A 13,683-nucleotide genomic window follows, 5' to 3' on the forward strand; every position below is an offset into this window, starting at 1 on the left:
TACGATTTATCGTAAGAAAATACCTCTCCTATTTACTATTGGAAACAAAGGGTGATTAAGTGTACAGTTATGCAGGTATAGTAGTTAATAATAGTTCCTTACAAGTAGATAGAATTTTTACATATAAAATACCAGAAACATTAGTAAATAAAATAGATATTGGCATTAGGGTAAAAGTTCCTTTTGGTATGGGAAATAAAAAAATAGATGGATTTGTGTTAGAACTTTATGATGAATATACAGGTAATACAAGAATTAAAGAAATATCAGGAATATGCGATAAGTTTACCTTGTTTACCAGAGATGATGTAATTCTTATTAAAGAGATGAAGAGTAAATATTTGTCAACTTATTTGGAATGTATAAAAGTTTTTATTCCAACAGGTATTTCTAGTGGAATGAAAAATAAGACAGAAATACAAGTGTATACGGGAGAAGTAGAGCTAAGTGAAAAATTTCAAAAAGAACCCTATTTAAGTATATACTCAATAGTGAAAAAAAATCCGGGTATTTACAATAAAAATGCCTTAGCAAAAAAATTTAATATATCATTATCTTCTATAAATACAATGATAAAACATGGTTTTCTTGCTCAAAAAGAGAATATAGTAAATAGATATAATGTAAGGCAGTATGAAAAATACTCCAAAAAGATTTTAAATGGGGAACAACAAAATGCTGTAGATACTATATTGAATTCTCCCAAAAGTGTGTTTCTGATACATGGAGTTACAGGTAGTGGAAAAACGGAAATATACATGCATTTGGTGAGTAACATGATAGAAAAAAATAAAGAATCTATAATACTAGTACCTGAAATTGCACTTACACCTCAAATGGTAGAAAGGTTTAAAGGCAGATTTGGAAAGGATATAAGTGTTTTCCATAGTAAGTTATCACCAGGGGAAAGATATGATGAATGGCTAAGGGTAAAGGAAGGAAAAGTTAAAGTAGCAATAGGAGCTAGATCTGCAATATTTCTTCCTTTTAGCAATCTAGGAATGATAGTTATAGATGAAGAACATGAAGGAAGTTATAAATCTGACAGTAATCCTAAATATAATGCCAGAGAAATTGGAGAAATGAAATGTAGAATAAGTAATTGTAAGTTAATTCTAGGTTCAGCCACACCATCTGTAGAAACCTACTATAGATGTAAAAATAAAGATATAGAACTCATAACTATAAAAAATAGAGCTGATAATGCTATTATGCCTAAAATTGAAATTGTTGATATGAGACAAGAATTGCTAAACAATAATAAATCTATGTTTAGTAAAAAACTTTATGAATCTATAGAAGAAAGATTAAATAAAAAAGAACAAATAATACTTTTCTTAAATAGAAGAGGTTTTTCTACATTTGTTTCCTGTAGAAAGTGTGGTTATGTATTCAAGTGTGATAATTGTGATATATCTCTAACCTATCATAGGGATGAAGGAAAATTAGTGTGCCACTATTGCGGTAGCAGCAGAAAATCACCTAGTATTTGTCCTGAATGCGGAAGTAAGTATGTTAAGTATTTTGGTGTTGGTACTGAAAAGATAGAACAGGAAATAAAAAAGTATTTTCCTGAGGCTAGAACTTTAAGAATGGATTTTGATACCACCAGAGGTAAAAATTCTTATGAAACAATATACAACACTTTTAAAGAAGAAAAGGCAGATATACTCATAGGAACTCAAATGGTAGCAAAAGGATTAGACTTTAAAAATGTTACACTAGTAGGGATAATTGCAGCAGATTTATCTTTAAATTTGCCAGACTTCAGATCTAATGAAAGGACATTTCAGCTTATTACACAGGTTTCAGGTAGAGCTGGCAGAGGGGAAAAAAGAGGAGAAGTTATTGTTCAAACCTATAGCCCGGAAAACTATAGTATAATATGTGCAACTGATAATAATTATAAAGGTTTCTATGAAGAAGAGATAAAAGTTAGGAACATTATGGAGTATCCACCGTTTGTTGATCTATTTCTTATTAATATGAGCAGCAAGAACGAAAATATATTAATAAAAAGTATACAAAATGTTGGCATATTTTTAAAAAATGTATTAGAAAAAAATGATACAATTAAAATGTTAGGACCTTGTCCTTGTGAAATTTCTAAAATTAAAGAATTTTATAGATGGCAAATAATATTAAAGGGCAATATAGAAAAGGAAGTTAAGGAAAAAATAAGAAAACTAGTTTATGATTTATTAAAAAATGTTTATAATGATATAAGGGTAAGTATTGATGTAAACCCTAATAGTTTATTATAGTTAGTTAAATAAAGTTTGTATTTAAATTAGGAGGTAAAAGTAATGGCTTTAAGAAATATTAGAAAATATGGTGATGATTTATTAAGAAAAAAGAGTAGAAAAGTAGAAAATATAGATGATAGAATTGTAACATTGTTAGATGATATGGCAGAAACTATGTACGATGCTGATGGAGTAGGACTTGCAGGACCTCAAGTAGGTATACTTAAGAGAGTTGTAGTAATAGATGTAGGAGAAGGAATATTAAAGCTCATAAATCCTGAAATTATATCTACAGAAGGTAGTTACATAGATGAAGAAGGATGCTTAAGTGTACCTGGTGAACAGGGAAAAGTGGAAAGACCTTACAAGGTAAAAGTAAAAGCTTTAAATGAAAAAGGAGAAGAAATCATAGTGGAAGGTGAGGAATTACTTGCAAGAGCATTATGTCACGAAATAGATCATTTAGAGGGAATATTATTTGTTGATAAAATTTTAAAAACAGAAGGAGAAAATTAGGAGTATGAATATAGTTTTTATGGGAACACCGGATTTTGCCGTTCCTTCATTAAAAAAACTTATAGAAAAATTTAATGTGACAGCTGTCTTTACTCAACCAGATAAACCTAAGGGAAGAGGAAAAAAATTAGGTATGTCAGCTGTAAAAGAAGTAGCAGTACAATATGATATACCTGTATATCAACCAGAAAAGTTAAGAAAAGATATTGAAGCTTTAGAAAGCTTAAAAAATATAAATCCTGATTTTATAGTAGTAGTAGCATATGGCCAGATACTTACAAAAGAAGTATTAGACACACCTAAATATGGGTGTATAAACTTACATGCTTCGCTTCTTCCAAAGTATAGAGGAGCTGCACCTATAAATTGGGCTATAATAAATGGGGAAAAGGAAAGTGGAAATACAACCATGTTTATGGATATTGGTTTAGACACTGGTGATATGCTTTTAAAAAGTCATGTGGACATTACAGAAGATATGACGGCAGGAGAACTTCATGATATTTTAATGGAAGATGGATCAGAGCTTTTAGTTAGAACTTTAGAAGGTATTGAAGACAAAACTATAAAAAGAGAAAAACAGGGAGATTCAACTACTGCTTATGCAGCCATGTTAAATAAGGATATGGCTAAAATAGATTGGAATTTAAGTAATAGAGAAATAAAAAATTTAATTAGAGGATTAAATCCTTGGCCTATTGCATATACTCAATATGAAGGAAAAAATATGAAGATTTATGAAGCAAGCATATTAGATGAAAATAGTAATTACAACCCTGGATATGTAATAGATGTATGTAATGAAGGAATAAAAGTTGCTTGCAAGGAAGGATCTATACTTTTAACAAATATACAATTTCCAGGTGGTAAGCCTATGAAGGTTAGTGAATATATAAGAGGACATAAATTAAATAAGGGCATTACATTGGGAGAATAAATTACTTTTAATTTAAGTAATTGAAAGGAGAGTGTAGCTATGTTTTATTTTGATAGTAGTTTCATTATACTAATTCCAGCATTAATAATAGCAGCTGTAGCTCAATATAAGGTTTCTTCTACTTTTGATAAGTATTCGAGATTTGGAAATCGTAATGGATATACAGGATCACAGGTTGCAAGAATGCTACTTGACAATAATGGATTATATGATGTACCAGTAGAAGTTATTCCAGGAAAACTTACAGATCATTATGACCCGACTAGAAGAGTAATGAGGCTTTCAGAAGAAGTTTTTTATGGGAATTCTGTAGCTTCTATTGGGGTGGCAGCTCACGAAACAGGCCATGCTTTTCAACATAAAGAACGTTATGCGCCTTTAGTGATTAGAAATTCTATAGTTCCTGTGGTAAATTTTAGTTCAAATATTTCATGGTTATTATTTTTTGCAGGGTTTGTACTTGGCATAAAGCCTCTAATTAATTTTGGAATATTATTATTTTCGGCAGTAGTGATATTTCAACTTATAACACTTCCTGTAGAATTTGATGCTTCCAGTAGAGCATTAAGAATATTGGAAAGAAGAGGTATACTATATAGTGAGGAACTAAGAGGAGCTAAAGCTGTGTTAAGTGCAGCTGCCATGACATATGTAGCAGCAGCTATAACAGCTATATCAAACTTGATAAGATTAATACTTATTAGTAGAAGAGAAGATTAAAAATAATTGAAGCAGAGGTAATATAATGGATAGTGCTAGAAAAACAGCAGTTAAAATACTTAAAGAAGTATTTTATGGAAATTCATACTCTAATATGGTTATAGGAAAAGAATTAAATAGATCTGATATGAATGATAAAGATAAGGCTTTAGTAACAGAAATAGTATATGGAACCTTAAAATACAAATATACAATAGATACTATATTGAATTATTATATAAAAAGTGGACTTAAAAAATTAGATGTAGATATCCTAAATATACTTAGGATATCTATTTATCAGATAAGGTATTTAGATAAAATACCAGAGTTTGCTGTAGTTAATGAGGCAGTTGAATTGGCTAAGAGAAAGGCTGTGAAGACTGCAAGACTTGTAAATGGAGTGTTAAGAAGTTATCTTAGAAGCAATAATATAGATTATTATAATAAAAATAGTGATATAGAAAAAATGTGTTTTGATTACTCTTTTCCTAAATGGATGGTTAGTTTATTTAGTAACCAGTATGGAAAAGAAGAAACTAAAAAAATATTACAGGGATTAAATGAAGTTCCTGCAATTACAGTAAGAGTAAATAATTTAAAAACTAATTATGAAGAAGCTTGGGAAGAACTTAAAAAGAATGGATATGACATAGAAGAAGGAAAAGTATGCCCAGAAGCAATTATAATAAATAGAGGTAGAAATATAGAGAACAACCCTCTTTTTAAAAATGGATTAATCACTGTTCAGGATGAAAGTGCAATGATGGTGGCTCCTTCTATGGAGTTAAAGGAAAATATGACTGTTTTAGATTTATGTAGTGCTCCAGGAGGTAAAACTTGTCATATAGCAGAACTTACAAACAATCAAGGAAAAATATTTGCTTTTGATATTCATGAAAATAAATTGCCTTTAATAAAGGAAAATGCTAAAAGACTTGGAATAACGAATGTAAAATGTGGCACTTTAGATGCTTCTAAATATATGGATATATATGAAGAAAAAGGTGATAGGGTATTGATTGATGTGCCTTGTTCAGGACTTGGAATTATAAGAAAGAAACCAGAAATTAAGTGGAATAAGGATAAAGAGTCATTAGAAAGTCTTGTGAAAATTCAAAAGACAATTATGCTCAATGCAGCTAAATATGTTAAAAAGAATGGAAAACTTATTTATGCTACTTGTACTTTGAATAAGGAAGAAAATGAAGAAAACATAAAATGGTTTATAAAAAAGAGACCAGATTTTCAGATAGAACCAATATATTACGGAAAATTAGATAATATAATTTATCATGATGAAGGATATATAACCATATTGCCAAATAAATATATGGATGGATTCTTCATTGCAAAAATGATAAGACGTGGGTAGGTGTAATTAGTGGATAATATTTTAGACTTAAGCCTTGAAGAGCTAAAGCAGTGGATGAAGGATAATGGAGAAAGTGAATTTAGGGCTAAGCAAGTATTTCACTGGATATATAAAAATAATCAGTGGGATTTTGAGAAAATGGATAATTTGCCTAAAGGTACAAAAGAAAAACTTATAAAATGTTTTGAGATAGATATACCACAAATTATAGAAGTATACAAATCTGAGAATGATGATACACATAAATTTCTTTATGAATATAAGGATGGAAATATAATTGAAACAGTAGTTATGAAATATAAACATGGAAATTCTATATGTGTTTCTACTCAAGTCGGTTGTAGGATGGGATGCAAGTTTTGTGCATCTACTGTAGAGGGTATGGTGAGAAACTTAAGTAGCGGCGAAATAATAGCTCAAATTTTAAAAGCTCAAGAAAAAATAGGAGAAAGAATATCGAACATAGTTTTAATGGGAAGTGGGGAACCTCTAGATAACTATGAAAATGTAATAAAATTCTTAAGCTTAGTAAATGCTGAATATTGTCTTAACATTGGTCAAAGACATATAACTCTTTCAACTTGTGGCATAGTTCCTAAAATTAAAGAACTAGCAGATAAAGATTATCAAATAACACTAGCAATATCGCTTCATGCTGCTAATGATGAACTTAGAAAAACTATGATGCCAATAGCTAATAAATATTCTATAAACGAGATTATAGAAGCATGTAAGTACTATATAAGTAAGACAAACAGAAGAATTACCTTTGAATATGCTTTAGTAAAGGATGTTAATGATAGTGCTCAATCTGCAGAAGAATTAGTTAAGCTTTTAAAGGGGATTTTATGTCATGTAAATCTTATACCTGTAAATAAAGTACGGGAAAACAATTTTGAAAAATCTCCTACAAATAATATAAAAAACTTCTCTAACATTTTGATTAAAAAAGGTATAGAAACTACTATTAGAAGAGAAATGGGCTCAGATATAAATGCTGCATGTGGTCAGTTGAGAAGGAGCTATTTGAAATCTAAAAATTATTTAAGAGGGGTGTAAAAAAATGGTAGGGATGTTGTCAGATATAGGTAACGTTAGGAAAATTAATGAAGACTCAGTGGGATTTTATCAAAATGAGAACTTTGATATTTATGTTATTGCCGACGGTATGGGAGGACATAATGCCGGAGAAGTTGCTAGTAAATTGGCAGTAGACACTACTATTGATTATGTAAAATCATTTGTTAGTTTTATTAGTATAGAGAGTATGAAGGATACATTGAAATCAGGTATAAAATTAGCTAATGAAAAAATTTTTAGTTTATCTAAAAGTAACTCTGAGCTTAATGGAATGGGGACAACTATAACTGCATGTTTAGTTAAAGAGAATAAAATGATAGTAGCTAATGTAGGAGATAGTAGTTGTTTCATTATGAAGTATGATGGAATAATTAAAATAACTAAGGATCATTCATTAGTGCAGCAGTTAGTGGATGAAGGAAGTATTACTGAAGAAGAGGCTGTAAGTCATCCTAATAAAAATATAATAACAAGAGCATTAGGCACAAATATAGATGTAGATATAGATATTTTTGAAGCAAATTTATCTGATACGTTAAAAATAATTCTCTGTACTGATGGATTATCTAATGGAGTAAGTTTAAATGAAATGTATGATATAATAATGAATAATAATAATCAGGGAGCATGTAAGCAATTAATAGAACTTAGTAAGTTAAAGGGTGGAAGGGATAACATATCAGTTATTGTATTTGGAGGAGAGTGTGAAGATGATAGGAACCATGCTAGGTAATAGGTATGAATTGTTAGAAAAAATAGGTGAGGGAGGTATGGCATTAGTTTATAAGGCTAAATGTCACTTATTAAATCGTTATGTAGCAGTTAAAATATTAAAAGAACAGTATTCTGATGATAAAGAATTTGTTGAAAAATTTAAAAGAGAAGCAACAGCAGTAGCCAGTCTTTCAGATAACAATATAGTAAATATTTATGATGTAGGTACACAAGGTGATATAAATTATATAGTAATGGAATATGTTAATGGTAAAACCCTGAAACAAATAATTCGTGAACAGGGCAAGATACCTACAGCAAAAACTGCAAACCTGGCTATTCAAATAGCTAGAGCTTTAGATTGTGCGCACAGAAATAACATTATACATCGGGATATAAAACCACAAAATATATTGGTCACTAATGAAGGAGTAGTAAAAGTAACAGACTTTGGTATAGCCAAAGCTTCCAATTCAGTTACGATAACTAATTCCAGCAAGGTTATGGGATCAGCACATTACTTTTCGCCTGAACAGGCTAGAGGAAGTTTTGTAGACTGTAGAACAGATATATATTCTTTAGGTATAGTTATTTATGAAATGTGTACAGGAAGAGTACCTTATGATGCTGATAGTCCAGTATCTGTAGCATTAAAGCATATACAAGAACCAGTAATTCCACCAAAACAGTTAAATGAAAATATACCTGATAATTTAAATAAGCTTATATTAAAAGCTGTGGAAAAGGAACCTATTAAAAGATATCAGACAATAAAAGATATGCTAACTGATCTTAGAAAAATAGAAAATAATCAGGAAGTTGATATTTCTACTAGTGATTTTGATGAAGACATGACTAGAATAATGGATGCTGTAGTAGTAGATGATAAAGATAAGTATAATAGAAATAAATATGAAGATAGTAAATACGATAATAAGTATGCTAATGATAAAAAATATAATGATGATTATGATGAACAGTATAATAAAAAGAAAACAATGCTTGATCCTAAGAAAAGGAAAATATTAATGTTTGTTACTGCAGCAATATTAGTATTAGTTATAGGTGGAATTTCAGGATACTTTGCGCTTAATAAGGCATCTGCTAAAACTACAGTTCCTAAAATAGTTGGAATGAAACAAGAAGAAGCAAAAAAAGCTGTTGAAGATAGCAAGTTAAAATTTGTTTCTATTGGAAAAGAAAAAAGTGATAAGCCAGAAGGAACTGTGCTTAGAACTTATCCAGAGCCAGGAACAAGTGTAAGCGTAAATTCGGAAGTTAGAGTTAGTATAAGTGGTGGACCAGATAAGTTAGCAGTTCCTAGTTTAATAGGTATGGATTTAGATTCTGCAAAGGATGTTATAGAAAAAAGTGGGTTAAAGCTTGGAAATGTAACTCGAGAGTATAGCGATAGCGTGCCTAAAGGAAGTGTAATAAAGCAAGATCCTCAACCAGATTCAGATGCTACAGCAGATACTAAAATAAATCTTGTAGTGAGTAGAGGACAAGAGGTTAAGGATTTAACTGTTCCAGATGTAAATGGAAAAGGTATTGATGAAGCCTCAGGAACAATATCTAGTGCAGGTTTTAAAGTAACAAAATCAGCAGTAGATACATCAGATAAATCTCAAGATGGAAAAGTAATAAGTCAGTCTATTTCAGGTGGGGAACAAGCAAAAGCGGGAAGTACTGTTAACTTAACTTATTATAAGTATAAGGAACAACAACCTGCTCAACCAGATATTAAGAAGCCAGATCCAGGTACAGTGACAAAGCCAAATGATCAACCAGGTCAAAATCCAAGTACTGTGAATCCAGGAAAATCCGGTTCAGGAGATTCAAATAATAAAACAGATTCAGGTAACAATAATAAAAGTCAGTAATTATTAATTCAATAGGAGGGTGTATGGAAGGAACTATAATAAAGGGAATAGCAGGGTTTTATTATATAAAAACAGATAAAAATGTAGTTGAATGTAAAGCTAGGGGTAAGTTCAGACATAATGAACTTACGCCTATGGTTGGTGATAAAGTAGAAATTACAATAAAAAATGGAAAAGGTGTTATAGATAAAATCTACCCTAGAATAAATAAGCTTATAAGACCTTCTGTGGCAAATGTAACCCAGGCATTAGTAGTTTTTGCATTAAGAAATCCTGAAATAAATGAAGAATTGTTAAATAAGTTTTTACTTAGTTGTGAATACAATAATTTAAAGGCCATAGTATGCTTTAATAAACTAGATTTAGTGTTACAAGAAGAAATGAATGAAATTGTAGAAATGGTTAAAAGTGCAGGATATGAAACGCTGTTTTTGAAAGCCAAGGAAGGTTATGGAATTGATTTAATAAGAGAAAAGCTGCAGGATAATGTTACAGTTTTATGCGGACCTTCTGGAGTCGGAAAATCTACAATATTAAACTCCATAATGGGAGAAGAAGTTATGGCTACTGGGGAGATAAGTGAAAAGTTGAGACGTGGTAAACATACTACAAGGCACAGTGAACTCATAGACATTGGGAATGGATTTTTAGTGGATACACCAGGATTTTCTTCTTTAGAAATAGAGTTTATTTCTAAAGAAGATTTACAACAGTGCTTTCCTGAATTTGATTCATACATAGGTAATTGCAAATTTACAGGATGTTTTCACTATAAAGAGCCTGGATGTGCTGTAAAGCATGCTGTGGAACAGAAAAAAATAAATGCAAAACGGTATGAATTTTACATAAAGACATTGGAAGAAATAAACAATAGAAAAATTCAATGGTAGCTATTTTTAGTTACTTTAATTAAGGAGGAAAATACAAAAATGATAAAATTAGCACCTTCAATATTGTCAGCAGATTTTTCTAAATTAGGTGAGGATGTTAAGGCATTAGAAAAGTATGGAGCAGATTGGGTACATATAGATGTAATGGATGGAATGTTTGTACCTAATATATCTTTTGGGATACCTGTAATTAAAAGTATAAGAAACATTACCTCACTTACTTTTGATGTTCATTTAATGATAGAAGAACCTGCTAGATTTGTGGAAGACTTCGTAAAAGCAGGAGCAGACATGATAACTATACATTATGAGACAGATAGACATATAGACAGAACAGTGAATTATATAAAAAGTTTAGGAGCTAAAGTAGGAATAGCTTTGAATCCGGCTACACCTGTGGAAAGCATAAAGTATTTGATACCTAATTTAGATATGGTACTTATAATGACTGTAAACCCTGGATTTGGTGGACAAAAGTACATAAATTATTGTTCTGAAAAAATAAAGGAATTAAAAGAATTAAGCAATAAGTTTAATAAAAATTTGCTTATAGAAGTAGATGGTGGAATAGGAAAAGACAATATAAAAAGTGTAGTGGAATGTGGTGCTAATGTAATAGTGGCTGGATCTGCAGTTTTTAAGGATGGAAAAATTGAAGAAAACATAAAGATTTTAAAAGGGGATAGGTAAATGAAAATAGTAATTGTATCAGGGGGAGAAGCACCATCCTATGAGCTAATAAAAAATGAATTAGAAGATAGTTCTTTTTTGATTTGTGCAGATAGTGGTGGAAATTGCTTATATGAATACAATATATTGCCTAATTATTTAATGGGGGATTTTGATTCTATAGATAGAAAAGCTTTAGAATTTTTTAAAAAATCTCCAAAATGTTGTATAGAAACTTATCCTACAGATAAAGATTTTACTGATACAGAGCTTGTGTTAAATAAAGCATTGGAACTAGGTGGAACTGAAATTATTTTATTAGGCTGTACTGGTACAAGAATAGATCATCTAATGGGAAATATGGGTATGCTTTTGAAATGTTTAAAATTAAATATAAATGCTTATATAAAGGATGATCATAATTGTATCCAAATAGTAGATAAGCCTATAAAAATAAAAGGAAAAAAGGGTGAAACATTTTCACTTCATTGTTATGGTGAAAATGTAGAAAATTTAAGTATAAAGGGAGCTAAGTATAAGCTTCAAGAGTACCTTTTAAAAATAGGAGACCCTAGAACTATATCTAATGAATTTTTAGATGGGGAAGTTGAGATAAACTTTAATAGTGGAAATTTAATGGTGTTCTATAGTAAAGATTAGATATAATTAAATAGAAAGTATATAATGAAAAAAGTTCACAGATTCTAGTGGACTTTTTTATATTTTTTGAATTTATCAAAATATTAAGTAGTTAAAGGGGAATATTACATAACATATACATGATATTTAAAATCTTATAATTTTGGAGTGTTCAAGTTTGGGAAAGGAAAAATAAATAATGAATACATACGGTCTTATTGTTGATAAAAGTATTAAAAAAAATATAAAAATTTATAGATATATGACATTAGGTAAATTTATGTGCATGATGGAAAAACAAGAGATTTATCTTACAAAAATTAAGTCTTGGGAAGATAAGTGGGAAATACCTACTGATGAAATTGAAAATAAATATTTACATGATAATGATTTATATGGACAATGCTGGAGTTTAGAAGGAACTTCAGATGCCTTGTGGAAAATTTATTCATCAAATAAAGAAGGGATATTAATTGAAACTTCTCCGGAAAAATTTAAATTAATTTCTGATATTAAGTTTGGAATACTTTCACCAGTGATATATTATAATGATTTAGAAAAAGCACTATTACAATTAAAAAATATGAAAGGTGATAAAGCTATATTTGGAAGTGGATTATTAAAAAGGTCAGCTTTTAAACATGAAAATGAAGTCAGATTGATTGTTATAAATAATGAAAGATGTTTAGACAAAAAATATGAAAATTGCACACATATAAATTTAAAAATAGATCCATTTAAGTTTATAGAAGGTATAATAGTTGATCCGAGAGCCAGTGATTGGTATTTAGAAGCTATAAAATTATACTGTTTGCGATTAGGCTTCAATATTATTCCGATAAAATCAGATTTATATTCCCCAGGTGATTTCTAAATAATTAAAATTTTAAGATTATCAATATTTTTGTAACATTCTATTTTGCTGTTTCATATAATAATATAGAATGACTTTGGGGGATAATAATATGTCTAAGAAGGTGTGTACTAAAAGTTTTAAGAAAAAAGTTGGAATTGCTCTGGTATCCATTGGCTTGGGGATTATAATTACTGTTATTATCCCATTTTGGGGGTTTATAATGGTAGTTGGTGCATTACTCATTTGCCTAGGATTTAAGCTTATAGATTTTCATTAATTTGGGGGAGGAATATATATGAAATTTATTACCATAAAACTTCCTAGATTTATATCTAGAATCATAAAAGTCTTTAAGAAAAAAAAATAAGTTTATAGTAAAATAAATAAAAATGCAATTGTAAAAACAACTGCATTTTTTATTTATTAAATAGCACGTTGAACCTTTCCAGAACGAAGGCATCTTGTACAAACATGAATAGTTTTTGGAGTTCCGTTAACTATAGCTTTAACTTTTCTTATGTTTGGAGCCCATGATCTTTTAGATTGACGGTGTGAATGGCTGTATTGAACACCAAATACAACACCTTTTTCGCATATTTCGCACTTCTTTGACATTAAAAACACCTCCTTAAAAAACTGTGAAGAAATAATCTCCTCAATTCAAACATTTATTATTTTACCATAGAATAGGTTAGTTGCGCAAGTATATAATATAATTTAGTAGTATAAATAATGTTTTAAATTATATATTTCCTTGAATAAATTTATTATTTAATATAAAATATGTTATATGATGTTTAAAGTAGGGAGGATTTTATTATGATAGGTAATATCACCAGCGAAAATGGGTATATTAATTATTCAGAAGAAATTGTTGCCAACATAGTTGGAGTTTCAACTATGGAATGCTATGGTGTTGTAGGTATGGCTTCAAGAAATGCTAAAGATGGACTCTGGAAATTAATAAACGGTGAAAACTTAAGTAAAGGCGTAAAAGTTCGTTCAAAAGATAACGAGTTATTTATAGAGTTATATATAATGGTTGAATATGGAACAAAGATATCTGTGATAGCTAATAACATAATTCAAAAAATAAAATATAATTTAGAAAATTATACAGGACTTAAAGTATCAAGTATTACTGTAAATGTTCAAGGTGTCAGAGTCTAGGGAGGTAAT

15 protein-coding genes are annotated in these 13,683 nt (G+C 29.6%); 14 read left to right on the top strand and 1 reads right to left on the bottom strand.

Translation table 11 applies throughout. From position 1 onward, the window contains the following. Window positions 1-59 precede the first annotated feature (59 nt). The 13 genes from priA (at window position 60) to Ccar_RS26960 (ending at window position 12,781) form a co-directional block, all read left to right on the top strand. Window positions 60-2,264: a primosomal protein N' gene (priA, locus tag Ccar_RS00585; RefSeq protein ID WP_007061472.1), complete on the top strand. Its 2,205-nt coding sequence runs from the start codon at window positions 60-62 to the stop codon at window positions 2,262-2,264. A gap of 42 nt (window positions 2,265-2,306) precedes the next feature. Beyond that, window positions 2,307-2,762: a peptide deformylase gene (gene def / locus Ccar_RS00590; RefSeq protein WP_007061471.1), complete on the top strand. Its 456-nt coding sequence runs from the start codon at window positions 2,307-2,309 to the stop codon at window positions 2,760-2,762. A gap of 4 nt (window positions 2,763-2,766) precedes the next feature. Next, window positions 2,767-3,699 carry a methionyl-tRNA formyltransferase gene (gene fmt, locus Ccar_RS00595; RefSeq protein WP_007061470.1) on the top strand — a complete coding sequence of 311 codons (933 nt, stop codon included), beginning with the start codon at window positions 2,767-2,769 and terminating at the stop codon, window positions 3,697-3,699. A gap of 39 nt (window positions 3,700-3,738) precedes the next feature. After that, on the top strand, window positions 3,739-4,419 hold the full coding sequence (locus Ccar_RS00600) for a zinc metallopeptidase (protein ID WP_007061469.1): 681 nt from the start codon (window positions 3,739-3,741) through the stop codon (window positions 4,417-4,419). A gap of 25 nt (window positions 4,420-4,444) precedes the next feature. Continuing rightward, window positions 4,445-5,773 carry a 16S rRNA (cytosine(967)-C(5))-methyltransferase RsmB gene (rsmB, locus tag Ccar_RS00605; RefSeq protein ID WP_007061468.1) on the top strand — a complete coding sequence of 443 codons (1,329 nt, stop codon included), beginning with the start codon at window positions 4,445-4,447 and terminating at the stop codon, window positions 5,771-5,773. Between the two features lie 9 nt (window positions 5,774-5,782). Beyond that, a complete protein-coding gene (gene rlmN, locus Ccar_RS00610; protein WP_007061467.1) occupies window positions 5,783-6,832 on the top strand; it encodes a dual-specificity RNA methyltransferase RlmN in 1,050 nt (349 codons plus the stop codon). Between the two features lie 4 nt (window positions 6,833-6,836). Further along, window positions 6,837-7,586, top strand: coding sequence for a Stp1/IreP family PP2C-type Ser/Thr phosphatase (locus Ccar_RS00615; RefSeq protein ID WP_007061466.1), 750 nt, complete (start codon window positions 6,837-6,839; stop codon window positions 7,584-7,586). Further along, a complete protein-coding gene (pknB, locus tag Ccar_RS00620) occupies window positions 7,564-9,450 on the top strand; it encodes a Stk1 family PASTA domain-containing Ser/Thr kinase (RefSeq protein ID WP_007064506.1) in 1,887 nt (628 codons plus the stop codon). Before Ccar_RS00615 ends, pknB begins: the two co-directional genes overlap by 23 nt. Before the next feature lie 23 nt (window positions 9,451-9,473). Beyond that, complete coding sequence (gene rsgA, locus Ccar_RS00625) at window positions 9,474-10,340, top strand: ribosome small subunit-dependent GTPase A (protein WP_048029787.1); 867 nt, start codon at window positions 9,474-9,476, stop codon at window positions 10,338-10,340. A 39-nt stretch (window positions 10,341-10,379) separates the two neighbouring features. Next, complete coding sequence (gene rpe / locus Ccar_RS00630; RefSeq protein WP_007061461.1) at window positions 10,380-11,030, top strand: ribulose-phosphate 3-epimerase; 651 nt, start codon at window positions 10,380-10,382, stop codon at window positions 11,028-11,030. Next, window positions 11,031-11,669, top strand: a complete 639-nt coding sequence (locus tag Ccar_RS00635) for a thiamine diphosphokinase (RefSeq protein WP_007061460.1) — start codon at window positions 11,031-11,033, stop codon at window positions 11,667-11,669. Between the two features lie 178 nt (window positions 11,670-11,847). Continuing rightward, window positions 11,848-12,522: a DUF2971 domain-containing protein gene (locus Ccar_RS00640; protein WP_007061459.1), complete on the top strand. Its 675-nt coding sequence runs from the start codon at window positions 11,848-11,850 to the stop codon at window positions 12,520-12,522. Window positions 12,523-12,613: 91 nt separating this feature from the next. Then, entirely contained in the window at window positions 12,614-12,781 is a 168-nt protein-coding gene (locus Ccar_RS26960) for a hypothetical protein (RefSeq protein ID WP_007061458.1), read from the top strand. Window positions 12,782-12,927: 146 nt separating this feature from the next. Here the strand turns inward: Ccar_RS26960 and rpmB are convergent, their stop codons facing one another. Beyond that, window positions 12,928-13,119 carry a 50S ribosomal protein L28 gene (gene rpmB, locus Ccar_RS00645; protein ID WP_007061457.1) on the bottom strand — a complete coding sequence of 64 codons (192 nt, stop codon included), beginning with the start codon at window positions 13,117-13,119 and terminating at the stop codon, window positions 12,928-12,930. A 204-nt stretch (window positions 13,120-13,323) separates the two neighbouring features. Here rpmB and Ccar_RS00650 point away from each other — a divergent pair, with 204 nt between their 5' ends. After that, window positions 13,324-13,674, top strand: coding sequence for an Asp23/Gls24 family envelope stress response protein (locus Ccar_RS00650; RefSeq protein ID WP_007061456.1), 351 nt, complete (start codon window positions 13,324-13,326; stop codon window positions 13,672-13,674). The last annotated feature ends 9 nt before the right edge of the window (window positions 13,675-13,683 follow it).

It is taken from the genome of Clostridium carboxidivorans P7 (assembly GCF_001038625.1).
Lineage (GTDB): Bacteria > Bacillota > Clostridia > Clostridiales > Clostridiaceae > Clostridium_AM > Clostridium_AM carboxidivorans.